Below are 25,175 nucleotides of genomic sequence, written 5' to 3' on the forward strand. Positions count from 1 at the left end.
CCTCTTCGCGGGCAAGCCACGCGCCTACAACATTGCGCCGTACACGTATTCCGGGCATGGCAGCAACCCTGTAGGAGCGTGGCTTGCCCGCGAAGAGGCCATCACGCTCTGCCTCAGTTATGGGCAGCCTGCCACGGATAGGCCAGCCACTTCTGCATGCGCTTGGCGAACCGCCCGCTTTCCATGTCCTGGTGCAGCCACTGGTCAACGTACTGCTTGAGCACGATGTCCCTCGGCAACAGCACCGCCTTCTCGGAAAAATCGAACGGCTGGTCCGGATGCACCGCGCACAACTGCGGGTGCAGCTTCTCCTGCAGGCGCGTCTCCACCGCGTCGGTCATCATCAGGTCGGCCTTGCCGTCGACGATCTGCTGGAAGATGGTGACATTGTCCTGATGCACGATGATCCGCGCCTGTTTCAGGTTGGCCCGGGCGAACTTCTCGTTGGTACCGCCCGGGTTGACGATGGCCGTTACCTGCGGCTGGTCGATCTGTTCCAGGGTCTGGAAGGCCTGCTGCCGGGAGCACAGGGTGATCGGTGTCTTGCCATCACGCTGGTACGGCTGTGAAAAAAATGCCTGCCTCTGGCGCTCCATGTTCACCGAGATGCCACTGATCGCCAGGTCGAAGTGGTCCGCCTGCAAATCGTTCATCAGCGTCGGCCAGGTCGTCGGCACCAACTGCAGCTTCGCCCCCATCGATTGCGCCAGCTCCTGTGCCAGCTCGATGTCCAGGCCGATGAAATGCTCGCCGCTCTTGTAGCTGAAGGGCTTGTAGTCACCCGTGGTGCCGACTCGCAGTACGCCCTGCTGGATGATCCGGTCGAGCCGACCGACCACCTGCACCGGCGCAGCGCCCTGCGCCAGCTCGGCAGCCTCGGCCAACGGGGTGGCGACCAGCAGCGCCGAAAGCAGGAGCCGGGAAAATCCCAGGGGAATGGAAAACGTCATGGGCAGCCCTTCTTATTGTCTGATATCCGTGAGTGCGCGTTGATGGCACTGGCGCAGACTACCTGCAAGGACTGGAACAGGCGACCCCTGGACGGCACGCGACCGTCCAGTCGGGCACGGATCAGGCGACCGGAGCCGGTGGCGGTTCGTCGGGCAAGACCGGTTCGCCCGGCTCGGTGGGCTGTTCGTTGGGGGTATCGGGTTCGGGCTGGCCGGGAATGCCGCCCATCAGGGTCTGTGGGTGGGCGAGCAACGACCAGGCCAGCAGGCCCACTTGATTGGGTTCCAGTCTGGCCAGTTCGGCACTGATGCTAGGATCGATCTTCATGGGCGACTCCTGGGCGATAGGGTCCGGTCAGCCTTGCGCCAACCGGAACGGTACACCCAGTAGAGTGCACCAGCGCCCAGGAATTCCCTCGGACTGGCCGTCCGCCGGTCAGGTGCGCGGCAGGGTCACGCCACGCTGGCCCTGGTACTTGCCACCACGGTCCTTGTAGGAGACTTCACATTCCTCGTCGGACTCCAGGAACAGCATCTGCGCCACGCCCTCGTTGGCGTAGATCTTCGCCGGCAGGGTGGTGGTGTTGGAGAACTCGAGGGTCACATGGCCTTCCCACTCCGGTTCCAGCGGCGTCACGTTGACGATGATCCCGCAGCGCGCGTAGGTGCTCTTGCCCAGGCAGATGGTCAGTACGTTGCGCGGGATGCGGAAGTACTCGACGGTGCGGGCCAGGGCGAAGGAGTTCGGCGGGATGATGCAGACGTCGCTCTTGATGTCGACGAAGCTGCCGGCGTCGAAGTTTTTCGGATCGACGGTCGCCGAATTGATGTTGGTGAACACCTTGAACTCGTCGGCGCAACGCACGTCGTAGCCATAGCTCGACACGCCGAAGGAAATCAGCCGGTCGGCGCCTTCGCCACGCACCTGGCGCTCGACGAAGGGTTCGATCATGCCGTGCTCTTGCGCCATGCGGCGAATCCACTTGTCCGATTTGATGCTCATGGCGGGTGTCCTGAAATAGCGAGGTGGAGAAATTCTGCCGGGCATCTTACCGGGGCGCATCGCCGGGTTCAAAGACCGGGGGTCGATTTGCGTCAAAAAGCTGCCCCGGATCCCCCTGCCAAACCCGGCGAAAGCCTTTGTGGCGGGCGCTTTCAGGCCGGCTGGGGCGCCGTCAGTCACGAAATAGGCGAAACCTTGGCAAAGACCATTGGCACGTTCTGGAAAAAGGGTTAAGGTGGCGCCACTGTGCTGCTTGTGTCACTGAGAATCTCTCCACGATGTTGAATTTCGATCCAACCATCTCCAAGAATTTTTCCTGCTCTTTGCACTCAGTCTCGGCCAGGGCGTTTCCTGAGCCGCAGTTAACTTTGTCCAAGGAGACATCAAATGTCTAACCGCCAAACCGGTACCGTCAAGTGGTTCAACGATGAAAAAGGCTTCGGCTTCATCACCCCACAATCCGGTGACGACCTGTTCGTACACTTCAAAGCCATCCAGGCTGACGGTTTCAAAACCCTGAAAGAAGGCCAGCAGGTTTCTTTCGTTGCTACCCGCGGCCAGAAAGGCATGCAGGCTGAAGAAGTACAAGTTATCTAACTTGTCCTGACCCAGTCAGAAAGCCCCGCTCTCTCACGAGACGCGGGGCTTTTTTGTGCCTGGGTGTTTTTATTCCAAGGCGATGCAACATTTTCGTGGCACACAAGCCTCCGTGATGAACGGGCTTTTGTGGTGAGCAGACCTTTATGGCAGGAGAGCTTCTGTGGCGAGCGGGCTTGCCCGCGCTGGGCCGCAGGGCGGCCCTGAAACCTGCATCCCGCATACATCATGCCTTACCGGGTTGCCTGGTTTTGCGACTGCCTTGCAGTCGAGCGCGGGCAAGCCCGCTCACCACGCAAGCGCGTTCACTACAACAGCCCGCTCACCAGCCGGCCGAGCAAACCCGGCCCATCAGTCGTCGCTGATGGTGATGCTCGGCATTGCCTGGCTCGCCGCTTCCTGCAGGACGATCCGCGCGCCCACATGACGGGCCAGTTCCTGGTAGACCATGGCGATCTGCCCATCCGGCTCGGCCGCCACGGTCGGCTTGCCGCCGTCGGCCTGCTCGCGGATGACCAGCGACAGCGGCAACGAGGCCAACAGTTCGACGCCGTACTGCGCAGCCAGCTTCACGCCGCCGCCCTCGCCGAACAGATGTTCGGCATGACCGCAGTTCGAGCAGACGTGTACCGCCATGTTTTCCACCACGCCCAACACCGGAATGTTCACCTTGCGGAACATCTCCACGCCTTTCTTCGCGTCAAGCAGGGCCAGGTCCTGTGGGGTGGTGACGATCACCGAGCCGGCCACCGGGATCTTCTGCGCCAGGGTCAGCTGGATGTCACCGGTACCCGGTGGCATGTCGATCACCAGGTAGTCCAGGTTGCCCCAGTCGGTCTGGGTGACCAGTTGCAGCAAGGCGCCGGAGACCATCGGCCCACGCCAGACCATCGGCGTGTTGTCGTCGGTCAGGAATGCCATGGACATGACTTCCACACCCAGGGACTCGATCGGCACGAACCACTTCTGGTCCTTGATCTTCGGCCGGGTGCCTTCGGCGATCCCGAACATCACGCCCTGACTCGGGCCGTAGATGTCCGCGTCGAGAATCCCCACCTTCGCCCCTTCGCGGGCCAGCGCCAGCGCCAGGTTGGCCGCCGTGGTCGACTTGCCCACGCCGCCCTTGCCGGAGGCCACCGCCACCACGTTCTTCACGTTGGCCAGGCCCGGAATCTGCGCCTGCGCCTTGTGCGGGGCGATCACGCAGTCGATCTCGACCTTGGCCGAAGCCACGCCGTCCAGGCCTTCAACGGCCATTTGCAGCATCTGCGCCCAGCCGTTCTTGAACAGACCGGCGGCATAACCCAGCTCGAGGCGGACGCTGACACGGTCGCCCTGGATGTCGATGGCCTTCACACACCCGGCGCTGAGCGGGTCCTGGTTCAGATAAGGATCGGTGTACTGGCGAAGGACGGCCTCCACCGCTGCGCGATTGACTGCGCTCATGGGCAACTCCCGAAAAAGGCTGAGTGAAACAGACGGCTATCGTAACCGTTCTGGGCCGATGCGACATGCCAGACATTGATTTGTCGCGACCACGAGGGGGAAACCGCCACAGGTGAAATATATTTCCCAGCGCTTTATAGTGTCCGGTCTCCGTTTCACTTCAAGTAGCCGAGCCCCATGTCCGAGCCACGCCAGATTCTCGTCACCAGCGCCCTGCCCTATGCCAATGGTTCCATCCACCTCGGCCACATGGTCGAGTATGTCCAGACCGACATGTGGGTGCGTTTCCAGAAGCACCGCGGCAACCAATGCATCTATGTCTGCGCTGACGACGCCCACGGCTCGGCCATCATGCTGCGCGCCGAGAAGGAAGGCATCACCCCGGAACAGCTGATCGCCAACGTCCAGCTCGAGCACAGCAGCGATTTCGCCGATTTCCTGGTCGACTTCGACAACTTCCACTCGACCCACGCCGAGGAGAACCGCGAGCTGTCGACGCAGATCTACCTGCGCCTGCGCGATGCAGGGCATATCGCCAACCGGGCGATCACCCAGTATTTCGACCCGGAAAAGCAGATGTTCCTCGCCGACCGCTTCATCAAGGGCACCTGCCCGAAATGCGGCACCGAGGATCAGTACGGCGACAACTGCGAAAAATGCGGTGCCACCTACGCCCCGACCGACCTGAAGGATCCGAAGTCGGCGATTTCCGGTGCCACGCCGGTGCTCAAGGAATCCCAGCACTTCTTCTTCAAGCTGCCGGACTTCCAGGCCATGCTGCAAGGCTGGACCCGCAGCGGCACGCTGCAGGATGCGGTGGCGAACAAGATCGCCGAATGGCTCGACAGCGGCCTGCAGGAGTGGGACATCTCCCGCGATGCGCCGTACTTCGGTTTCGAGATCCCGGATGAGCCGGGCAAGTACTTCTATGTGTGGCTGGATGCACCCATCGGCTACATGGCCAGCTTCAAGAACCTCTGCGCCCGTCGCCCGGACCTGGACTTCGACGCGTTCTGGAACAAGGACTCCACTGCCGAGCTGTACCATTTCATCGGCAAGGACATCGTCAACTTCCACGCCCTGTTCTGGCCGGCGATGCTCGAAGGCGCGGGCTACCGCAAGCCGACCGGGATCAACGTGCACGGCTACCTGACCGTCAACGGCCAGAAGATGTCCAAGTCCCGTGGCACCTTCATCAAGGCCCGCACCTACCTCGACCACCTGTCGCCCGAGTACCTGCGCTACTACTACGCATCCAAGCTGGGCAAGGGCGTCGACGACCTCGACCTGAACCTCGACGACTTCGTGCAGAAGGTCAACTCGGACCTGGTCGGCAAGGTGGTGAACATCGCCAGCCGTTGCGCCGGTTTCATCCACAAGGGCAATGCCGGCGTGCTGGTCGCAGGCGATGCCGCCCCCGAGCTGACCGAGGCATTCCGCGCCGCGGCCCCGAGCATCGCCGATGCCTATGAAGGGCGCGACTTCGCCCGGGCCATGCGCGAAATCATGGCCCTGGCCGACCGCGCCAACGCCTGGATCGCCGACAAGGCGCCATGGGCCCTGGCCAAACAGGAAGGCAAGCAGGATGAGGTCCAGGCCGTCTGTGCCGCCGGCATCAACCTGTTCCGCCAGCTGATCATTTTCCTCAAGCCGGTCCTGCCGCTGCTGGCCGCCGATGCCGAGGCTTTCCTCAACGTCGCGCCACTGACCTGGAACGATCACGCCAGCCTGCTGGCCAACCATCAGCTGAACGCATTCAAGCCGCTGATGACCCGTATCGATCCGGTGAAGGTGCAGGCCATGACCGATGCCTCCAAGGAAGACCTCGCCGCCAGCCAGACCGACACCGGCAGCGCCGCGCCGCAAGGCAACGGCGAACTGGTCAAGGACCCGCTCTCGCCGGAGATCGAGTTCGACACCTTCGCCGCGGTCGACCTGCGTGTTGCCTTGATCGTCAAGGCCGAAGCCGTCGAGGGCGCGGACAAGCTGCTGCGCCTGACCCTGGACATCGGTGACGAACAGCGCAACGTGTTCTCCGGGATCAAGAGCGCCTATCCGAACCCGGCCGAGCTGGAGGGTCGCCTGACCATGATGATCGCCAACCTCAAGCCGCGCAAAATGCGCTTCGGCCTCTCCGAAGGCATGGTCATGGCCGCAGGCCCTGGCGGCGAGGAAATCTACCTGCTGAGCCCGGACAGCGGCGCCAAGCCCGGACAGCGGATCAAGTAATTCCGCCCTGCCTTGCCTCGCGGGCCACGATCTTCGTGGCCCGCGACGTTTCATAGCTAGTACAGCCCGTTCACTTGCCGGATAATTCATGGCATAAGCTTGCCCGGCACGATCAATGACCGACCTCCTCCTTACCCTTGTCAGCGCCGCCCTGATCAACAACGTCGTGTTGCACTGGCCGTTGGGCGTTGACCCCTTACTGCAAGGCACGCCGGTCGAACGGCGCCGGTTGCATGCACTGGGCATCGCCACCAGCTGGGTGATGCTGGCCGCCACGCTGCTGAACTACAGCCTCTATCAGCTGGTACTACGACCGCTGCAGCTGGATATCCTGCAACTGCTGGTGTTCCTGCCCGTTTGCGTTGCCCTGATCGGCCCGAGCCTCAAGCTGCTGGCGCGTTGGCTGCCCAGCCTGCCCTTCGAACGACTCTGGCCCCTGCTGCTGACCAATGCCGGCATTCTCGGCCTGACCCTGATCGGCACACAGCACGATCGCGGCGTGGCCCACGCGGTACTGCTGAGCCTGGGTGGCGGACTGGGCTTCTGGCTGGTGCTGGTGCTGTTCAACGACCTGCGCCAGCGTACCTATCATGAAGAAGTGCCCCTGCCGTTTCGCGGGCTGCCGATCGAACTGATCAGCGCCGGCCTGATGGCCCTGGCCTTTCTCGGTTTCAACGGACTGTTCAAGTCATGAGCCTGATCCAACACATCGACGCCCTGCTGCCGCAGACCCAATGCGGCAAATGCGGCCACCAGGGCTGCAAGCCCTACGCCGAAGGCATCGCCAAGGGCGAAGCCATCAACAAGTGCCCACCGGGCGGCAGCGAAACCATCGCGGCGCTGGCCAGCCTGCTACAGGTGTCGGTCCTGGAACTGGACCCGGAACGTGGCACGGCGCCGCCGCAGGTTGCCTTCATCCGTGAAGCGGAATGCATCGGTTGCACCAAGTGCATCCAGGCCTGCCCGGTGGACGCCATCGTCGGCGCCGCCAAGCTGATGCACACGGTGATCCTCGACGAATGCACCGGTTGCGACCTGTGCGTCGCGCCCTGCCCGGTGGACTGCATCGAAATGCGCCCCCTGCCAGGTCATGTCGTGCCGATTGTCGGCGGACTGGCCAACGACGCCGCGCAGCAGCGGGCCCGCAGCGAAAAACGCGCCCGCGCCCGCCGTCGCTACGACCGACATAACGCCCGGCTGCAGGGCGAAGAGCAACGCCGCAACGCCGAGCGCCAGGCCAGGGCTGCTCGGCCGGCGCAAGCCGACACTGCACCGACCGATCCGGTCAAGGCCGCCCTGGAACGGGTCAAGGCACAAAAGGCGCTCGACTCCGACGCTGCGCTGAAAAAAGCCAGGATCAACGTCGCCATGAGCCGTGCGCAGTTGAACAAATCCCTGAAAGCCTTCGGCCATCCACCGACTGCCGAACAGGCTGCCCAACTGGTGGTGCTCCAGCAGCAGTTCGAGATTGCCGAACAGGCTCTCGCCGGCCTGGAAAGCAACGTCCCGGCCAGCCCGCCCCCCACCAAGCCCGGGGATGCTGAACTCAAGAGGGCCAAGATCCAGTTGGCGATGCGCCGTGCCGAACTGAAGAAAGCCGAGGCAAATGCCGCTCCGGCCGAGCAGATCGCCCTGCTGGGCGCCGCCCTCGCACAGGCCGAACGCGACCTGCACGCCGCCGAGGATGCCTGCGCAAAACCGATGCCAGACCTGGTGCGCACAGAAAAGAGACCGGTCGACCCGCAACTCAGGCTGCTGAGAACCGAGCTGGCCTACGCCCGTGCCGAACTTGGCAAACTGCAACGGCGTCCCGACACGCCGGCACACGAACTGGGCGACGCCCAGCGCCGGCTGGAGGAGGCCCAACGCCAGGTCGATGCCCATGCAGTCTCCTGAACAGGCTGACCAGCGCGTCCGGCAGGCCATGCAGCGGGTGCTGCTGGCCACGCTACCCGGCGCACTGGTGCTGTTCGGCCTCTATGGCTGGGGGGTTCTGATCAACCTGCTGCTGTGTTCGATCACCGCGCTACTGAGCGAAGCGGTTGCCCTGCGGCTGCGCGCACGCGCAATCCAGCCCGCCCTCAAAGACGGCAGTGCGCTGGTCAGTGCCACCCTGCTGGGCCTGGCGCTTCCGCCCTACGCCCCCTGGTGGCTGGCGGTGTTTGCCAGCGCTGGCGCCCTGCTGGCGGGCAAGCACCTGTATGGCGGCATCGGCAGAAATCCCTTCAACCCGGCCATGCTGGGGTACGCGTTGGCGCTGGTCAGCTTCCCGCAGCCGATGACTCACTGGCCGGCATCCCACGGCCTCGATCTGCTCGGCGGACTGCAACAGGTGTTCGGCCTGCGCCTGCCAGGACAGCCGGATGCCTGGGCCCAGGCGACCGCCCTGGACAGCCTGCGGATCAACAAAAGCCTGACCATGGAAGAACTGTTCGCCAGCAACGATGCTTTCGGACGCTGGGGTGGCAAGGGGACCGAGTGGGTCAACCTGGCCTTTCTCGCCGGCGGCCTGTATCTGCTGAAGCAGAAGGTTTTCAGTTGGCATGCCCCGGTCGGGATGCTCGCCAGCCTGTTCTTGATCAGCCTGTTGTGCTGGAACGGCAGCGGCTCGGACTCCCATGGTTCGCCGCTGTTTCATCTGCTCAGTGGCGCGACCCTGCTCGGTGCCTTCTTCATTGTCACCGAACCGGTCTCGGGGCCTACGAGCGCCAGGGCCCGACTGCTGTTCGGAACGGGTGTCGGTCTGCTCACCTACATCATCCGGACCTGGGGCAGCTACCCTGACGGCGTCGCCTTCGCGGTGCTGTTGATGAACCTGGCAGTCCCAGCCCTGGAGCGCTGGTCGCAGCCCCGGGTCGAGCGCAGCACCTCATGAGCAGGACCGGCTCGATACTGGCCCTGGCAGCCCTGGCCGCACTCATCGGCGGCCTGAGCTGGGAACTGCAGCAGCAGGCGGCACCACGCATCCTGGCGCAACAGCAGGCCATTGAGACACGCACGTTGGCCCAGGTGCTGCCAGCGGGCGAATACCAACGCCAGTCGCTGGCCTTGAGCGCTACAGAGTTGCCCCATGGCAGCCTGGTCCAGGGCTACCGGATGCTTCGCCCAGGACAGCCGGCAGCCATCATCCTGCAGAGCAGAACCCGGGGTTACGGTGGCCCGCTCGAACTGCTGATCGGCATCGGCGCGAACGGTAGGCTGCTCGGGGTGAAAACCCTGTCCCATCAGGAAACCTCCGGTCTGGGCGCCAGGATCGCCGAAGAACACGGCTGGCTGAGTGTTTTTTTCGGCAAATCACGCACGGATACACCTGACACGGCATGGCATGTGAAAAAGGACGGCGGCCAGTTCGATCAGATGGCCGGCGCTACGATCACTTCGCGGGCAGCGGTCGATGCGATTCACGATGCCTTGCGCTACTTCGACGAACACCGGGAACAACTGCTGGGAGAACCGGAGCATGAATAAGGCGATGCTGCTGCCCGGCACACTGCTGCTCACGCCCCTGCTCGGAGCCAGCGACTCCCTGGTCAAGGCCGTCTCCCTGTGGCTGGCCAGCCTGCTGGTGGTCATGCTCTACGGTATGTCGAGCCGCGTGCTCACGCCCTGGCTCGACACCAGGCTGCAATGGCCGGCACAAGTCATCCTCGCAGCGGGCAGCGCCAGCCTGGTCTCACTGGGCCTGCAGGCCTGGTCCTGGGAACTGCAACAGGCCCTGGATATCTACCCGGCCCTGCTCGGCGTGCAATGCCTGGCACTCTACCACCTGGGCTTTTTCCGCCAGGGCAGACTGAGAGACAATGTGCGGGTGTTGACCCGTTTCGGTGCCCTGCTGGCCTGCCTTGGCCTGTTGCGCGAACTGTTGACGGACGGGACGCTGTTTGCCCACCTGCAATGGTGGACCGGCTCCACGACCTCCGAACCGCTCAGGGTATTCGCCGCTGAAAGCGGCGTGCGCCTGGCCGGGCTGATCCCAGGCGCGTTTATCCTGCTTGGCCTGCTGCTGGCCGGGAAAAAAGCCTGGACCCTGCGTTCCACCTCACACCGAGTGCTTCAAAGGAAATGACTGCCCCATGAATGCCGCCAAACGCCTGGAGATTTTCCGCCGGCTCCACGAAGACAATCCGGAACCCAAGACCGAGCTGGCCTACACAACGCCGTTCGAGTTGCTGATTGCCGTGATTCTTTCCGCCCAGGCCACCGACGTGGGTGTGAACAAGGCGACGGCCCGGCTTTATCCGGTTGCCAACACCCCTGAAGCGATCTACGCGCTGGGAGTCGACGGGCTGTCCGAATACATCAAGACCATCGGCCTGTACAACAGCAAGGCAAAGAACGTCATCGAAACCTGCCGCCTGCTGATCGAGCTGCACGGAAGTGAAGTGCCGCAAACCCGCGAAGCGCTGGAGGCCCTGCCCGGGGTTGGCCGCAAGACGGCCAACGTGGTTCTCAACACGGCTTTTCGCCAGCCGACCATGGCCGTCGACACGCATATCTTCCGGGTCAGCAACCGTACGGGGCTGGCTCCCGGAAAGAATGTGCTGGAAGTGGAAAGGCAACTGCTGAAATTCGTGCCAAAACAATACCTGCTCGACTCCCATCATTGGCTGATCCTGCTCGGACGCTACGTCTGCCAGGCCCGCAGGCCGCGCTGTGGCAGCTGTCGGATAGAGGATCTGTGCGATTACAAGCACAAGACATCCGACGATTGAGCCTCCATTAACATTATTGATAAGTCGATTGAAAAAATCTTTTTTACCCAACTCGTAATTGTCGATATAAGGAGCGCCAACGGCAGTCTTAGCCCGGAGTTGACTTTATGAGTACCGATAAAGAAGCGCTGGATATAGAGGACGACCTGGCACAGGTCGATTCGGACGAAACGGAACCTCAAGTAGAGGTGGCGAAGACCAATCTGAGCAAGCGTCGCACCATCGACAACCTGCTGGAAGAACGCCGCCTGCAGAAGCAGTTGGCTGACTACGATTTCGACCTGTAAGTGATCCCCCATCAAAAGCCTCCTGTACGGAGGCTTTTTGGCTATGACGCCAGGCTTTTCGCCCAGCCTTCATATCCAGGCCTTGCCAACACACCCCACTCTACATCCGAACGATACTCAAACCAGGCCATTGCGCTGGGCGAGTTCGATCAGGTCGACCAGTGAGCGGGCATTCAACTTCAGCAACAAGCGGGTTTTATAGGTACTCACGGTCTTGTTGCTCAGGAACATGCCATCGGCAATTTCCTTGTTGCTTTTCCCCCGGGCCAGTTGCTGCAGCACCATCATCTCGCGGCCGGAAAGCCGGTTGACCATGTCCGCCTCGCTGGCGTTGCCCATGCTGGAACGCACGGTATGCAAGGCCTGGTTGGGGAAGTAACTGTAGCCGGAGAGTACTGCCTTGATGGCGCTGAGCATCTCGGTAAGATCCTGCTGCTTGCATACATAACCGGCAGCCCCCGCCTGCATGCAACGCATGGAGAAATGACCGGGAGCTTGCGAGGTCAGTACCAGCACCTTGAAAGACAGCCCCATGGAAGTTAGGCGGGCAATCACTTCGAGCCCGTCCAGCTTGGGAATTCCTATATCGAGTATAACAATGTCTGGCGTGTGCTCTCGCGCCAGTTGCAAGGCGTCCACGCCGTTATCCGTCTCCGCGATGACTTCGTAGCCATGCCGTTCCATCAGCATACGTACGGCAAGACGAATGACGGGATGATCATCCACGATCAGCACTTTATTCATGGGCAAGTCCAAATTTCGCTGTTCGAATTTTCAGAATCAGCACAATAGCCTAGTCACAACCTCCTGGGCATAGCGCCTACCCCGGGCAGTACCAGCCAAAGACCTTCCCTACAAACAACAAGGAATTGCCCTACAAAAAAAGCACCACAAGAAAAGTACTGTTTCGGGAAATCGGTGATGATGACAACTGACAACAGCCCGGACTTTTCAGCGTCATTACCCTCCGCCCTGCTACATGAAAGATGCCTCATGCAGCAGTAGAAGGTGTAGATAAACAAGTTAAACAGACATCCGTTCACGACACCTTGCTCATCACACACCAACCTTAGAGATGCCAGGCAGTGAATGTCTAGCGGCTTTATGCAACAAGAAATAACCCAACAACCGCGCCAACCCTGTACGCAGCGCCCACGCCAGGGGCATGACAGGTGGGGCCATGCTCCACGCCGAAAGGTCACTACGTGCGCCCTTATCATTTCATTACACCAGATCGGCAAAAAAAAGCTTACCTACCCGGGTTCAAGGCGATCACCCAAGGCAACCAGGCCATAAAAATCAATCAACAAAATTAAACCACCAAAACTTCAAGAAACGTACTACGCAACACAAAGAACACTTACCAGAACAACAAAATCACCAAACCCCAGATAAATATGAAAAGCATGCAGCAGGCTTTCCCCTTGCAGACAAAAAACACTCCCGCTAGCGTCATTTCCAGACAGGAAGCATTTCAGCCTGGCCTCCTTGCACATGAAACCCCATTACAGGCTATATACCATGAAACGCCAAAAGATAAACAAAGAGAATAACCACTGTAAACCTCACACCCTGGAACTGGCCATCAACGAATTCGTCAAGCGGGGCGGAATCATTGAGACCAGCAGCCAGAAGGAGCCAAGCCGAAACAACTGCAAAAAATCGGAAGTTACAGAAAAAACAACTGAGACAATGGAGGACTACACACAAAAAGTTGAACTACTGAAAGACCTGATAACCAAGGGAGCTGGAATCTACGCCCTGCAGTATTCACTGAAGATGAACAAGGATGAGATAAAACGGATGGCCCGGGAACAAGGGCTGAAGATCACTCATCGACGCCCGCTATGCCCTGCCAGGAAATACCGCCCTCTACAGCCGGTATCGGCCGACACCCGGGATGACGACGTGATCGCCGGGCACGCCATGCACTACGCGGCATTGGGCTACACGGCCCCGGAAATTGCACAGACGCTGGAGTTGAGCGTGCGCCAGGTATGGGAGCTGGCGAGGACCTACCGATTCGAACTGCGACACCGACGAGAGGGACGCATGGATTGAGCACGCAAGCCTCCAGGCCTCAGCCAGGACAGCTCTACCGCCCAGGTGCCAGTCGCCCAAAACGAGAACCTGCCCAACGGGACGCCGTCCCGTTCACGGCTGAAAAAAAAACCCGGCCTGAGGGCCGGGTCCTTTTCACGCAAGCACAGGATCAGAACAGCTTGCGACCCTTGTTCGCCGCAATGCGCATGCGCAGGGCGTTGAGCTTGATGAAGCCGGCAGCATCGGCCTGGTTGTAGGCGCCGCCATCTTCCTCGAACGTCGCGATGTTGGCATCGAACAGCGACTCGTCGGACTTGCGCCCGGTCACGATCACGTTGCCCTTGTACAGCTTCAGGCGTACCACACCATTCACGTGCACCTGCGAAGCGTCGATCATCTGTTGCAGCATCAGGCGCTCAGGGCTCCACCAGTAGCCGGTGTAGATCAGGCTGGCGTACTTGGCCATCAGCTCATCCTTGAGGTGAGCGACTTCGCGGTCCAGGGTGATCGACTCGATCGCCCGGTGCGCGCGCAGCATGATGGTACCGCCTGGGGTTTCGTAGCAGCCGCGGGACTTCATGCCCACGTAGCGGTTCTCGACGATGTCCAGGCGGCCGATACCGTGCGCGCCACCGATACGGTTCAGGGTCGCCAGCACGGTAGCCGGAGTCATCTCGACGCCGTCCAGCGCGACGATGTCGCCGTTGCGGTAGGTCAGTTCCAGGTACTGCGGCTTGTCGGGAGCGTTCTCCGGGGAGACGGTCCAGCGCCACATGTCTTCTTCGTGCTCGGTCCAGGTGTCTTCCAGCACGCCGCCTTCATAGGAGATGTGCAGCAGGTTGGCATCCATCGAGTACGGGGACTTCTTCTTACCGTGACGCTCGATCGGAATCGCGTGCTTCTCGGCGTAATCCATCAGCTTCTCACGGGACAGCAGGTCCCATTCGCGCCATGGTGCGATCACTTTCACGCCTGGCTTGAGTGCATAGGCGCCCAGTTCGAAACGAACCTGGTCGTTGCCCTTGCCGGTGGCGCCGTGGGAAATGGCATCGGCGCCGGTTTCGTTGGCGATTTCGATCAGGCGCTTGGCGATCAGCGGACGCGCGATGGAAGTACCCAGCAAGTACTCGCCTTCGTAGACGGTGTTGGCACGGAACATCGGGAACACGAAGTCGCGAACGAATTCTTCGCGCAGGTCGTCGATGTAGATCTCCTTGACGCCCATGGCCTGTGCCTTGGCGCGGGCCGGCTCGACCTCTTCGCCCTGACCCAGGTCAGCAGTGAAGGTCACTACTTCACAGTTATAAGTATCTTGCAGCCACTTGAGGATCACCGAGGTGTCCAGGCCGCCGGAATACGCGAGAACGACCTTTTTTACGTCGGCCATGCCATCACTCCACGGGGGGTTGTACGGAAAGGGCCGATTCTACCGGCCAACCACGTGGATTTACAGAGGCGCGACAGCGAAGGACGTCAAAGCGACAGATAATGTCGGGAGGGCGACGAGAACAGCCGTTTCAGGATGTCCTCGCCGCGCTGCCAGCCGCTGCGGTCGGCGCCGGCTTCTCGGCAGGCTTCTGGGGAGCCGGTGCAGAGGGAGCCGTTGCAGCGGGAGCCGGTGCGGGAGGCGCCTCCGGGGCGCGCTCGAGATGGATGTTGACCCGGCGGTTCTTCGCCCGGTTGGCCGGATTGGTATTGGGTACCAGCGGATAGCGCTCGCCATGGAAGCGCATGACGATCTGCGATTCCGGAATACCGGCGGCCTTGAAGAAATCCATGACCGCCAGCGCGCGCCGGCGCGACAGGTCGCGGTTGGTCAGGCGGTTGCCGCTGTTGTCGGAATGCCCGTCGAGTTCGATGTGGTTGACGGTCGGGTCCGCCTTCATGAAGTCCAGCATTCCCTGCAACTGGACCTTGGCCTGCGCGTTGAGCTCGATGCCACCATCCGGAAAACCGATCTCGGCCTGCTTGATCTGTTCGAAATTCTTCGGCAGCAGCTTGGCGGTGCAGCTCTGGAAGTCGCTGTAGGCCTGGTTGAATTTCACCGGCAGCAGGCGCACTTCGGAAACGCCGCCTTCGCGCGAATAGTGACGTATCAGCGGGCTACGCCCCTCGAGCAGACCGTGGAACAGGCCACCGGCCTGGCCCTGGGAACTGTTGAACAGCACGTCGCCATTGTTGATTTTGACCGTGCCCAGGTTGATGTCACCACGCCCGGGCTGCCAGGGTGCCGCAGCGGCCAACAGAGTTGCCGAACCACCGCCGAGCACGTGATTGTTCGACTTGAGCCGGAAAATCGCCTGCTCGCCCGCACGCCGCACGAACTCGCCGGCACCGAAGTCGGTGATCGGCTGAGTCAGCCGACACTCGAATTTGTCCCCTTCCACCTTCCACTCGATGCTCTCCAGACGAGTCTGGAAAGTCAACGCCATGGCCGGCAGGCTGGCAAACATACTGAGCAGGGCTAAATAACGCTGGCGCACGGGAGGCTCCAATGGTTCTACGGCTGTGAGACTGGCGTACGACTTCTACACCATGCTTTCGGGATATCGGTTGCATCCGGCAAAACTTGATAGCGAGTGCCTGAGAGAGTCTTTTCCGGTAGCATTCCCCTGAGTTCGACCCGCCTGGAATCCCCAATGTCCGACCGCCTGACCCTGCTGCGTCCCGACGACTGGCATATCCATCTTCGCGATGGTGCTGCGTTACCCCACACTGTTGCGGATGTTGCGCGCACCTTTGGTCGCGCCATCATCATGCCAAACCTGGTGCCTCCAGTACGCAACGCCGCCGAAGCCGACGCCTATCGCCAGCGCATTCTCGCGGCGCGGCCGGCCGGCAGCCGTTTCGAACCGCTGATGGTGCTCTACCTCACCGACCGTACCCAACCCGAGGAAATCCGCGCGGCCAAGGCCAGTGGTTTCGTCTACGCGGCCAAGCTGTATCCGGCCGGCGCGACTACCAACTCGGACTCCGGCGTGACCAGCGTCGACAAAATCTTTGCCGTCCTGGAAACCATGGCCGAAGTCGGCATGCCACTGCTGGTGCACGGTGAAGTGACCCGCAGCGAAGTCGACGTGTTCGACCGCGAGAAGCAGTTCATCGACGAACACATGCGTCGTGTGGTCGAGCGCTTCCCGACACTGAAGGTCGTGTTCGAGCACATCACCACGGCCGATGCGGTCCAGTTCGTCAACGAGGCCTCGACCAACGTCGGCGCGACCATCACCGCTCATCACCTGCTGTACAACCGCAACCACATGTTGGTGGGTGGCATCCGGCCGCATTTCTACTGCCTGCCGATCCTCAAGCGCAACACGCACCAGTCGGCCCTGCTCGACGCCGCCACCAGCGGCAGCGAGAAGTTCTTCCTCGGGACCGACTCGGCGCCCCACGCCCAGCACGCCAAGGAAGCGGCCTGCGGCTGCGCCGGCTGCTACACCGCCTATGCGGCCATCGAGCTGTATGCCGAGGCATTCGAGCAGCGCAATGCCCTGGACAAGCTCGAAGGCTTCGCCAGCCTGCATGGCCCGCGCTTCTACGGCCTGGCACCGAACAGCGAGCGCATCACCCTGGTTCGCGAAGAGTGGACCGCCCCCGCCAGCCTGCCGTTTGGCGAACTGTCCGTAATCCCGCTGCGCGCCGGTGAGAAACTGCGCTGGCGCCTGCTGGAGGAAACCCTGTGAGTGATGATCATTTCGACGACGAACTGGAAGGCAACGGTACCTCGGGCGGCCCTCGCCACCCGATGGCCGCGCGCTTTCGCGGCTATCTGCCGGTCGTCGTCGACGTAGAGACCGGCGGTTTCAACGCCGCTACCGACGCCCTGCTGGAAATCGCCGCGACCACCATCGGCATGGACGAAGATGGCTTCGTGTTCCCCGAGCACACCTACTTCTTCCGGGTCGAGCCGTTCGAAGGCGCCAACATCGAGGCCGCCGCCCTGGAGTTCACCGGGATCAAGCTCGACCACCCGCTGCGCATGGCCGTCAGCGAGGAAACCGCGCTGACCGACATCTTCCGCGGCATCCGCAAGGCGCTCAAGGCCAACGGCTGCAAGCGGGCGATCCTGGTCGGGCACAACAGCAGCTTCGACCTCGGCTTCCTCAACGCGGCCGTGGCGCGCCTGGACATGAAGCGCAACCCGTTCCATCCGTTCTCCAGCTTCGACACCGCCAGCCTGGCCGGCCTCGCCTACGGCCAGACCGTCCTGGCCAAGGCCTGCCAGGCCGCCGGTATCGACTTCGATGGTCGCGAAGCCCACTCGGCGCGCTATGACACCGAAAAGACCGCCGAGCTGTTCTGTGGCATCGTCAACCGCTGGAAGGAAATGGGCGGCTGGGAAGACTTCAACGACTGATCCTGCTCGCCTAAATCGCGCCCATGAAAAAACCGGCCTGAGGCCGGTTTTTTTGTCCGTGAAACGACGGCTTACAGCTTGCCGGCGTTCTCGGTCAGGTAGGCTGCAACGCCTTCTGGCGAAGCGTTCATGCCCTTGTCGCCTTTTTTCCAGTTGGCAGGGCAGACTTCGCCGTGCTCTTCGTGGAACTGCAGCGCGTCGACCAGACGGATCAGCTCTTCCATGTTACGGCCCAGTGGCAGGTCGTTGATGATCTGCGAACGGACAACGCCCTTGTCGTCGATCAGGAAAGCGCCACGGAAAGCCACGCCACCTTCGGACTCGACGTCGTAGGCCTTGGCGATTTCGTGCTTCATGTCGGCAGCCATGGTGTACTTGACCTTGCCGATGCCGCCATCGTTGATGGCGGTGTTGCGCCAGGCGTTGTGGGTAAAGTGCGAGTCGATCGACACGGCAACCACTTCGACGTTACGCGCCTTGAAGTCGTCCATGCGGTGATCCAGGGCGATCAGCTCGGACGGGCAGACGAAGGTGAAGTCCAGTGGGTAGAAGAACACCAGGCCGTATTTGCCCTTGATGGCCGAGGACAGGGTGAAGCTGTCGACGATTTCGCCATTGCCCAGTACGGCTGGCACGGTGAAGTCGGGGGCTGGTTTGCCTACGAGTACGCTCATTGGATATCTCCTGGTGATAGTCACGTTCAGAACGAGGTCGGTGCAAGGATGCCCCCTTTAAGCGACAAGCCTATGACGCGCCGACCCCGTGTCCTTGGAACCGACCATCATACACCGCGTTTTTTGACGCTCCTAAACGGTTTTTGCAAAGGCGCCGCCAGTCGGCCCTCCTGCCATTCGTCAGCCGGTATCCGAATCGCTGGAAAGCCCGACTAAACCACTTTGACAATCATTCTCGTTAACATTAAGATCAACGGCAATCGAGTTCTAACCAGCGACGGTTCCCACCCTATGTACGTTTGTCTCTGCAACGGCGTCACCGACGGACAAATTCGCGAAGCGATCTTCGAAGGCTGCTGCAGCTATCGCGAAGTACGCCAGGCGACCGGCGTTGCCAGCCAGTGTGGCAAATGTGCCTGCCTGGCCAAGCAGGTGGTCCGTGAAACGCTGACCGAACTGCAAAGCAGCCAGGCTGGCCTGCCCTATGCCGTAGAATTTTCTGCCGCATAAAACGTGCGATTTTTAAAGAACCGGACTTAGTGTCCGGTTTTTTTATGCCTGTAATTCAATTGCTTAGCGGCAAAACGCGGAATAAAAACATTCTTATTCCGATTAATTTTCATATATTATTCAATAACTTAGGTTTGACACTCGAAGTTGTCGGGATCAAACTCCGCCCTATAGACAGCTATTACAGGGCAGGACCCCATCATGAAAGGCGACAAATCAGTCATCCAGCAACTCAACAAGATCCTTGCCAATGAGCTGATCGCAATCAACCAATACTTCCTGCATGCGCGGATGTATGAGGACTGGGGCCTGAACAAGCTGGGCAAGCACGAGTACCACGAGTCCATCGACGAGATGAAACACGCGGACAAGCTGATCAAGCGCATCCTGTTCCTCGAAGGCATCCCCAACGTGCAGGACCTGGGCAAGCTGCACATCGGCGAGAACACCAAGGAAATGCTCGAGTGCGACCTGAAGATCGAGAAAACAGGCCACGCCGACCTGAAGGAAGCGATTGCTCACTGTGAGAAAGTCGGTGACTTCGGCAGCCGCGAGCTGCTCGAGGATATCCTCGAATCCGAAGAAGAGCATATCGACTGGCTGGAAACCCAGTTGGGCCTGATCGACAAGATCGGCATTGAAAACTACCTGCAATCGCAGATGGGCGACGAATAAACGACGCTCAACAAAAAGCCCCGCCCTCTTGTCGAGAGGCGGGGCTTTTTTTGGCCCGCACGTTGTGTCGTCAGGGCGGGCGCTTTCGCGGACAAGCCCGGCTACAACAAGGGTGTGTCGTTCACCCTTCTGGTGCTCGGTGCACGCCTGCAGCAGCAGGGCTGGCTCACGAAGCAGCTAGCCCGGCGTCACAAACAGTCGATCAGGCTTCGGTCTTGGCCGCGGCTTTTTGCGCAGCGTCCTTGATCAGGGTCTGCAGTTCGCCGTTGGCGAACATCTCGGCCATGATGTCGCTGCCGCCGACCAGCTCACCGGCAACCCACAGCTGCGGGAAAGTCGGCCAGTTGGCGTACTTGGGCAGGTTGGCGCGAATCTCGGGGTTCTGCAGGATGTCCACGTAGGCGAACTTCTCGCCACAACCCATGACCGCCTGCGCGGCTTTCGCGGAGAAGCCACACTGAGGGGCATTCGGCGAGCCTTTCATGTAAAGCAGAATGGTGTTGTTGGCAATCTGCTCTTTAATCGTTTCGATGATATCCATGGAACACCTCGGCTAAAACTTTCCGACTCGGTTGTCGGCACGGTGAGGCATTGTATCGGAAAGCCGAGCTCGCTGCTCGGTCTCCCCGATGATAATCGCATGGGCCTGGCCGCCTGCGGCGGTTCGCGGATAAATCCGGCTCCCACGGCGCCTGGAGCACCGTGGGAGCCGGATTTATCCGCGAACCGCGCAGCGGCCAGACAGCACAGCCCTCAAGCCGCGACCACCCGCACCGGCACGCCATTCAACGCCGCGTTACCCGATACCCGATCCACCTGCCGCTCATCGGTCAGGTCATTGGCACTGGAGCCCGGCTGGCCACTGGCGATCACCATCTGCACGCCCGGCCGCGCATGCCCCCAGCCATGGGGCAGGCTCACCACGCCCGGCATCATCTCGAGACTGGCGACGACCTCGACCTCGATCGCACCGACCCGCGAACTGACCCGTACCCGTTGCCCGTCACCAAGCCCGCGGCTGGCCAGGTCGTCCGGGTGCATCAACAACTGGTGGCGCGGCTTGCCCTTCACCAGGCGATGATAGTTGTGCATCCAGGAGTTGTTGCTGCGCACATGCCGGCGCCCGATCATCAACAGCTCATCCGCCTGCGGCAATGGTTGCGCGGCGAAGCGCTCAAGGTCGGCCAGAATCTCTGGTGGCGCGGCCTGGATACGCTGGCCAGGCGTCTTCAGGCGCTGGCCGAGATTGGGCCCGAGCGCGCCGAGGTCGACGCCGTGGGGATGTTCGCCGAGCCGCTGCACCGACAGCTTGTGCTCCGAGGTATCGCCGTAACGACCCAGGCGCAGCCCCAGGTCGATCATCTGCGCTGGCGGCATCGTCGGTTTCAGTTCCTTGCCGGTATGGGTGGCAAAGGCCTTGGCCAGACCGACGAAAATCTCCCAGTCGTGCAGGGCGCCCTCGGGCTTGGACAGGATGGCCCGATTGAAACGCGTGACATTGCGCACGGCGAACATGTTGAAGGTGGTGTCGTAGTGATCGTTCTCCAGCGCCGAGGTCGATGGCAGGATCAGGTCGGCATAACGGGTGGTTTCGTTGATATACAGGTCGATGCTGACCATGAACTCCAACCCGGCGAGCGCCTGCTCCAGTTGCCGGCCATTGGGCGTCGACAGCACCGGGTTGCCGGCCACCGTCACCAGGGCCCGCACCTGCCCCTCGCCGGGACTGAGCATTTCCTCGGCCAACGCGGCGACCGGCAACTCCCCCCCGTATTCCGGCAAGCCGGAAACCCGGCTCTGCCACCGGTTGAAGTGCCCGCCGCCGGTGGACGCCACCAGGTCCAGCGCCGGCTCGGTGCACAACGCACCACCCACGCGGTCCAGATTACCGGTCACCAGGTTGAGCAATTGCACCAACCAGTGACAGAGGGTGCCGAACGCCTGGGTGGACACGCCCATCCGCCCGTAGCAGACCGCCTTGTCCGCCGCCGCGAAATCCCGCGCCAGCTGACGGATCTGCTCGGCCGGAATGGCGCACAACGGGCTCATGGCCTGCGCGGTGAACGGCGCCACGGCCGCCCGAACCGCATCCAGCCCGTCCACCGGCAGATGACTGTCCCGGGTCAGGCCCTCCTCGAACAGTGTGTTGAGCAGGCCGAACAGCAAGGCCGCATCGCCGCCCGGGCGCACGAACAGGTGCTGGTCGGCCATCGCCGCGGTTTCGCTGCGCCTTGGGTCGACCACCACCAGCTTGCCGCCACGCGCCTGGATCGCCTTCAGGCGTTTCTCCACGTCGGGCACGGTCATGATGCTGCCATTGGAGGCCAGGGGGTTGCCGCCCAGGATCAGCATGAAGTCGGTGTGATCGATATCGGGAATCGGCAACAGCAACCCGTGGCCGTACATCAGGTAGCTGCTCAGATGCTGTGGCAACTGGTCGACCGACGTCGCGGAGAAGCGGTTGCGAGTCTTCAGCAGCCCGAGGAAATAGTTGCTGTGGGTCATCAACCCATAGTTATGCACACTGGGGTTGCCCTGGTAGGTCGCCACGGCATTCGCCCCGTGTCGCTGCTGGATGGCCGCCAGGCGCTCGGCCACCAGGGTGAAGGCCTCCTCCCAGCCAATCGGCTGCCATTGTTCGCCGACCCGCAGCATGGGCTGGCGCAGGCGATCGGGGTCGTACTGGATGTCCTGCAGGGCGACGGCCTTGGGGCAGATATGCCCGCGACTGAACGTGTCCTGGACATCCCCCTTGATCGAGGTGATCAGTACCTGGTCTTCAGTGGTGGTGGTTTCGATGGTCAGGCCACAAATGGCCTCGCACAGATGGCAGGCACGGTGGTGAAGAGTCTTGGTCATGGCCAGTCTCTGTCTTGTTCTGGGCAACCCGGACAGGTTGCGGGAACAGAACTATGGCCCGTGGCGGACAGGCCCGCCAGCGACGTTCGTCTTGTGAATCGGGGGGTATCAGGCGAGCCGATGGCGGCCGCGAAGGTCAGGAAAGGGGCAGCCTGGGGGTGGACTGCATCTGGATTTCCTGGACGGTCTGGACCTGCTCGTGGGCCACCTGCACGCCGGTCAGCTCACCGATCAGGCGCCAGTGCTCGTCGAGACCGGAACTGATGGTGGCCATGCGATCGATCATCCGCCGCCCCGACGCCCGCGTCACCTCGTCGTCACTGCGCAGCAACTCGAAGGACATGGCGGTCACAGAGGCGGTCATGTGCGTCAGCGCCTGTGCAGTCAGCTTTAGCAATTCCATGAGCTGTTGCTCTTTCGATTCCATTCCAAAGCCTCTGTGTGTCTGCAATGACACATTTATAACCCAGCAATTTAGTTTAGGAAATGTTTCCAGCTTTGCCGGCTAGCCAGAGCATGCCCGCCAACGATCCGACCAGCCGTTCAAAAAACGACCCGGACCCGCCTACTCCCGCCCTGCCAATTGCCAAGGGCAGTGACACCCGTGTAAAAATGGCATATTGCGATTATCGGTACTGGCTTGGAAAACTGTAGCAAAAAGCGCGGAAATCACCCCCGCGCCCGCGCCTCGACACTCCAAAACGAAGCCTCCTATTGGTATCACGCGACATTTTCTTATACGATCGCGTCTCCCCCTATTTCGTCGCCCCGTGCGGCTTACGCCGCAGGTCTCACCCGTTTTTCCGAAAAACCCGGTTTTGAGCATCTGCGGTCTGTTGCAAAAAGGTAGTCAATGATGAGCGCTAGGAACTTTCTCTCCCTGATGGATTGCACGCCCGCTGAACTGGCTGGGCTGATTCGTCGAGGCATCGAGCTGAAGGACCTGCGTGATCGAAGCGTCTTGTTCGAACCGCTCAAGGGCCGGGTCCTCGGCATGGTCTTCGAGAAATCCTCGACGCGTACCCGTGTCTCGTTCGAGGCCGGCATGATCCAGCTGGGCGGCCAGGCGATCTTCCTGTCGCCACGCGACACCCAGCTGGGCCGTGGCGAGCCCATCGGCGACAGCGCCATCGTGCTCTCGAGCATGCTCGACGTGGTCATGCTGCGCACGTTCAAGCACAGCACCCTGACCGAGTTCGCCGCCAAGTCACGCGTGCCGGTAATCAACGGCCTGTCCGATGAACTGCACCCCTGCCAGTTGCTCGCCGACATGCAGACGTTCCTCGAACACCGCGGCTCGATCCAGGGCAAGACCGTGACCTGGATCGGCGATGGCAACAACATGTGCAACAGCTACATCGAGGCGGCCATCCAGTTCGACTTCCAACTGCGCATCAGCTGCCCCGAAGGCTACGACCCAAGCCCGGCGCTGCTGGCCCAGGCAGGCGAACGGGTCCGCCTGGTTCGCGACCCACGCGAAGCGGTGCGCGGCGCACACCTGGTCAGTACCGACGTCTGGACCTCCATGGGCCAGGAAGAGGAAACCGCCAAGCGCCTGGAGCTGTTCGCGCCACTGCAGGTCACCCGTGAACTGCTCGACCTGGCCGCCCCGGACGTACTGTTCATGCATTGCCTGCCTGCCCACCGCGGCGAGGAAATCAGCCTCGACCTGCTCGACGACTCGCGTTCGGTCGCCTGGGACCAGGCCGAAAACCGCCTGCATGCGCAAAAGGCCCTGCTGGAGTTCCTGGTCAAGCCAGCGTACCGCCCGGCATGAGCCATTCGCTGCTGCTGAACCTGCACGACCTGGCTTGTGGTTACCAGGACCAACGGGTCGTGCAGCACCTCAACCTGCACCTCAATGCCGGCGACATCGGCTGCCTGCTGGGTCCTTCGGGTTGTGGCAAGACCACCACGCTACGTGCCATCGCCGGTTTCGAGCCGGTCCATGCTGGCGAGATCCAACTCGCCGGCGAAGTCATCTCAAGGGCCGGTTTCACCCTGGCCCCGGAGAAACGCCGGATCGGCATGGTATTCCAGGACTACGCGCTGTTTCCGCACCTGAACGTCGCGCAGAACATCGCCTTCGGCATTCGCAAGCACCCGCAACTGGAACGGATCACCGACGAGTTGCTGGAGCTGGTGAACCTCAAGGGCCTCGGCCAGCGTTATCCCCACGAACTCTCCGGCGGCCAGCAGCAACGCGTGGCACTGGCCAGGGCCCTGGCGCCGGAGCCGCAGTTGCTGCTGCTCGACGAGCCCTTCTCCAACCTCGATGGCGAATTGCGGCGCAAGCTCAGCCACGAGGTCCGCGACATTCTCAAGCTGCGTGGCACCAGCGCGATCCTGGTCACCCATGACCAGGAAGAAGCCTTCGCGGTCAGCGATCATGTCGGGGTCTTCAAGGAAGGTCGCCTGGAGCAGTGGGATACGCCCTATAATCTCTACCACGAGCCGGCGACCCCATTTGTCGCCAGCTTTATCGGGCAGGGCTATTTCATTCGTGGGCAGCTGCAGACACCCGACTCGGTGCAGACCGAGCTGGGCGTGTTGCGTGGCAACCGCGCCTATGCCTGGCCGACAGGCGGTGCGGTCGACGTGCTGCTGCGCCCGGACGATATCGTGCCGGCACCGGACAGCCCACTGAAGGCACGCGTCACCAGCAAGACTTTCCTCGGTTCCTCGACCCTCTACCGCCTGCAACTGCCAAGTGGCAGCCAGCTGGAATCGGTCTTCCCCAGCCATGCCGACCACCGGCCGGGCGAGGAAGTCGGGATTAGCGTGGCTGCCGAACACCTGGTGCTGTTCCAGGCTTAGAGCACCTGCCGGC

28 protein-coding genes are annotated in these 25,175 nt (G+C 61.5%); 17 read left to right on the forward strand and 11 right to left on the reverse strand.

The window, feature by feature from the left end; genetic code table 11:
- Positions 1–113: 113 nt before the first annotated feature.
- From HU752_RS26785 to dcd, 3 genes are all read right to left on the reverse strand, one after another.
- Positions 114–950 carry a transporter substrate-binding domain-containing protein gene (locus HU752_RS26785; RefSeq protein ID WP_186688061.1) on the reverse strand — a complete coding sequence of 279 codons (837 nt, stop codon included), beginning with the start codon at positions 948–950 and terminating at the stop codon, positions 114–116.
- A gap of 121 nt (positions 951–1,071) precedes the next feature.
- Complete coding sequence (locus HU752_RS26790; protein WP_017902779.1) at positions 1,072–1,278, reverse strand: hypothetical protein; 207 nt, start codon at positions 1,276–1,278, stop codon at positions 1,072–1,074.
- A 108-nt stretch (positions 1,279–1,386) separates the two neighbouring features.
- A complete protein-coding gene (gene dcd, locus HU752_RS26795) occupies positions 1,387–1,953 on the reverse strand; it encodes a dCTP deaminase (protein ID WP_017902778.1) in 567 nt (188 codons plus the stop codon).
- Positions 1,954–2,340: 387 nt separating this feature from the next.
- Between dcd and HU752_RS26800 the strand changes: the two genes are divergently transcribed.
- The gene (locus HU752_RS26800) at positions 2,341–2,550 is read left to right on the forward strand and encodes a cold-shock protein (RefSeq protein WP_010445013.1); all 210 of its coding nucleotides are present in this window, start codon (positions 2,341–2,343) and stop codon (positions 2,548–2,550) included.
- A gap of 351 nt (positions 2,551–2,901) precedes the next feature.
- Here HU752_RS26800 and apbC read toward each other — a convergent pair whose 3' ends face one another.
- Positions 2,902–3,996, reverse strand: coding sequence for an iron-sulfur cluster carrier protein ApbC (gene apbC / locus HU752_RS26805; protein WP_186688063.1), 1,095 nt, complete (start codon positions 3,994–3,996; stop codon positions 2,902–2,904).
- Between the two features lie 177 nt (positions 3,997–4,173).
- Between apbC and metG the strand changes: the two genes are divergently transcribed.
- From metG to HU752_RS26845, 8 genes are all read left to right on the forward strand, one after another.
- The gene (gene metG / locus HU752_RS26810; protein WP_186688069.1) at positions 4,174–6,225 is read left to right on the forward strand and encodes a methionine--tRNA ligase; all 2,052 of its coding nucleotides are present in this window, start codon (positions 4,174–4,176) and stop codon (positions 6,223–6,225) included.
- 115 nt (positions 6,226–6,340) lie between these two features.
- Entirely contained in the window at positions 6,341–6,919 is a 579-nt protein-coding gene (locus HU752_RS26815; RefSeq protein ID WP_186688071.1) for an Rnf-Nqr domain containing protein, read from the forward strand.
- Complete coding sequence (gene rsxB, locus HU752_RS26820) at positions 6,916–8,121, forward strand: electron transport complex subunit RsxB (RefSeq protein ID WP_186688073.1); 1,206 nt, start codon at positions 6,916–6,918, stop codon at positions 8,119–8,121. Before HU752_RS26815 ends, rsxB begins: the two co-directional genes overlap by 4 nt.
- On the forward strand, positions 8,108–9,100 hold the full coding sequence (locus HU752_RS26825; protein WP_186688076.1) for an RnfABCDGE type electron transport complex subunit D: 993 nt from the start codon (positions 8,108–8,110) through the stop codon (positions 9,098–9,100). The genes rsxB and HU752_RS26825 overlap by 14 nt, the downstream gene beginning before the upstream one ends.
- On the forward strand, positions 9,097–9,693 hold the full coding sequence (locus HU752_RS26830; RefSeq protein WP_186688084.1) for an RnfABCDGE type electron transport complex subunit G: 597 nt from the start codon (positions 9,097–9,099) through the stop codon (positions 9,691–9,693). The genes HU752_RS26825 and HU752_RS26830 overlap by 4 nt, the downstream gene beginning before the upstream one ends.
- Positions 9,686–10,291, forward strand: coding sequence for an Rnf-Nqr domain containing protein (locus tag HU752_RS26835; RefSeq protein WP_186688086.1), 606 nt, complete (start codon positions 9,686–9,688; stop codon positions 10,289–10,291). The genes HU752_RS26830 and HU752_RS26835 overlap by 8 nt, the downstream gene beginning before the upstream one ends.
- A 7-nt stretch (positions 10,292–10,298) precedes the next feature.
- Complete coding sequence (nth, locus tag HU752_RS26840) at positions 10,299–10,937, forward strand: endonuclease III (RefSeq protein WP_186688088.1); 639 nt, start codon at positions 10,299–10,301, stop codon at positions 10,935–10,937.
- Positions 10,938–11,044: 107 nt separating this feature from the next.
- Positions 11,045–11,224 carry a PA3496 family putative envelope integrity protein gene (locus tag HU752_RS26845; protein WP_186688091.1) on the forward strand — a complete coding sequence of 60 codons (180 nt, stop codon included), beginning with the start codon at positions 11,045–11,047 and terminating at the stop codon, positions 11,222–11,224.
- A gap of 117 nt (positions 11,225–11,341) precedes the next feature.
- Here HU752_RS26845 and HU752_RS26850 read toward each other — a convergent pair whose 3' ends face one another.
- Positions 11,342–11,968: a response regulator transcription factor gene (locus HU752_RS26850; RefSeq protein WP_010445030.1), complete on the reverse strand. Its 627-nt coding sequence runs from the start codon at positions 11,966–11,968 to the stop codon at positions 11,342–11,344.
- A gap of 436 nt (positions 11,969–12,404) precedes the next feature.
- Between HU752_RS26850 and HU752_RS26855 the strand changes: the two genes are divergently transcribed.
- Both HU752_RS26855 and HU752_RS26860 read left to right on the forward strand, forming a co-directional pair.
- Positions 12,405–12,674, forward strand: coding sequence for a hypothetical protein (locus HU752_RS26855; RefSeq protein WP_186688094.1), 270 nt, complete (start codon positions 12,405–12,407; stop codon positions 12,672–12,674).
- A 71-nt stretch (positions 12,675–12,745) separates the two neighbouring features.
- Positions 12,746–13,285 (forward strand): hypothetical protein, encoded by a 540-nt coding sequence (locus HU752_RS26860; RefSeq protein ID WP_186688097.1) that lies wholly within the window; start codon positions 12,746–12,748, stop codon positions 13,283–13,285.
- Between the two features lie 151 nt (positions 13,286–13,436).
- Here the strand turns inward: HU752_RS26860 and HU752_RS26865 are convergent, their stop codons facing one another.
- On the reverse strand, positions 13,437–14,654 hold the full coding sequence (locus tag HU752_RS26865; RefSeq protein WP_054061663.1) for an argininosuccinate synthase: 1,218 nt from the start codon (positions 14,652–14,654) through the stop codon (positions 13,437–13,439).
- A gap of 130 nt (positions 14,655–14,784) precedes the next feature.
- Positions 14,785–15,750 (reverse strand): flagellar protein MotY, encoded by a 966-nt coding sequence (locus HU752_RS26870; RefSeq protein WP_017902762.1) that lies wholly within the window; start codon positions 15,748–15,750, stop codon positions 14,785–14,787.
- A gap of 156 nt (positions 15,751–15,906) precedes the next feature.
- Here HU752_RS26870 and pyrC point away from each other — a divergent pair, with 156 nt between their 5' ends.
- Together pyrC and rnt are read left to right on the forward strand one after the other, a co-directional pair.
- The gene (gene pyrC / locus HU752_RS26875; protein WP_186688100.1) at positions 15,907–16,953 is read left to right on the forward strand and encodes a dihydroorotase; all 1,047 of its coding nucleotides are present in this window, start codon (positions 15,907–15,909) and stop codon (positions 16,951–16,953) included.
- Positions 16,950–17,627, forward strand: a complete 678-nt coding sequence (gene rnt / locus HU752_RS26880) for a ribonuclease T (protein ID WP_186688103.1) — start codon at positions 16,950–16,952, stop codon at positions 17,625–17,627. Before pyrC ends, rnt begins: the two co-directional genes overlap by 4 nt.
- A 71-nt stretch (positions 17,628–17,698) precedes the next feature.
- On the opposite strand, the gene HU752_RS26885 is transcribed toward rnt, so the two are convergent.
- Positions 17,699–18,301 carry a peroxiredoxin gene (locus HU752_RS26885; RefSeq protein WP_017902759.1) on the reverse strand — a complete coding sequence of 201 codons (603 nt, stop codon included), beginning with the start codon at positions 18,299–18,301 and terminating at the stop codon, positions 17,699–17,701.
- Between the two features lie 291 nt (positions 18,302–18,592).
- On the opposite strand from HU752_RS26885, the gene HU752_RS26890 reads away from it, so the two are divergent.
- On the forward strand, positions 18,593–18,811 hold the full coding sequence (locus HU752_RS26890) for a bacterioferritin-associated ferredoxin (protein WP_186688106.1): 219 nt from the start codon (positions 18,593–18,595) through the stop codon (positions 18,809–18,811).
- A 201-nt stretch (positions 18,812–19,012) separates the two neighbouring features.
- A complete protein-coding gene (bfr, locus tag HU752_RS26895; protein ID WP_017902757.1) occupies positions 19,013–19,486 on the forward strand; it encodes a bacterioferritin in 474 nt (157 codons plus the stop codon).
- A 202-nt stretch (positions 19,487–19,688) separates the two neighbouring features.
- Here bfr and grxD read toward each other — a convergent pair whose 3' ends face one another.
- The 3 genes from grxD to plzR form a co-directional block, all read right to left on the reverse strand.
- Positions 19,689–20,027: a Grx4 family monothiol glutaredoxin gene (gene grxD / locus HU752_RS26900; RefSeq protein ID WP_017902756.1), complete on the reverse strand. Its 339-nt coding sequence runs from the start codon at positions 20,025–20,027 to the stop codon at positions 19,689–19,691.
- A 212-nt stretch (positions 20,028–20,239) separates the two neighbouring features.
- On the reverse strand, positions 20,240–22,345 hold the full coding sequence (locus HU752_RS26905) for a molybdopterin oxidoreductase family protein (protein ID WP_186688109.1): 2,106 nt from the start codon (positions 22,343–22,345) through the stop codon (positions 20,240–20,242).
- A gap of 136 nt (positions 22,346–22,481) precedes the next feature.
- On the reverse strand, positions 22,482–22,772 hold the full coding sequence (gene plzR / locus HU752_RS26910; RefSeq protein WP_186688112.1) for a PlzR type 4 pili assembly inhibitor: 291 nt from the start codon (positions 22,770–22,772) through the stop codon (positions 22,482–22,484).
- 429 nt (positions 22,773–23,201) lie between these two features.
- Between plzR and argF the strand changes: the two genes are divergently transcribed.
- Both argF and HU752_RS26920 read left to right on the forward strand, forming a co-directional pair.
- Entirely contained in the window at positions 23,202–24,122 is a 921-nt protein-coding gene (gene argF, locus HU752_RS26915) for an ornithine carbamoyltransferase (protein WP_186688124.1), read from the forward strand.
- Entirely contained in the window at positions 24,119–25,162 is a 1,044-nt protein-coding gene (locus HU752_RS26920; RefSeq protein ID WP_186688127.1) for an ABC transporter ATP-binding protein, read from the forward strand. The genes argF and HU752_RS26920 overlap by 4 nt, the downstream gene beginning before the upstream one ends.
- The last annotated feature ends 13 nt before the right edge of the window (positions 25,163–25,175 follow it).

This window comes from Pseudomonas vanderleydeniana (genome assembly GCF_014268755.2).
GTDB classification, from domain to species: Bacteria; Pseudomonadota; Gammaproteobacteria; order Pseudomonadales; family Pseudomonadaceae; genus Aquipseudomonas; species Aquipseudomonas vanderleydeniana.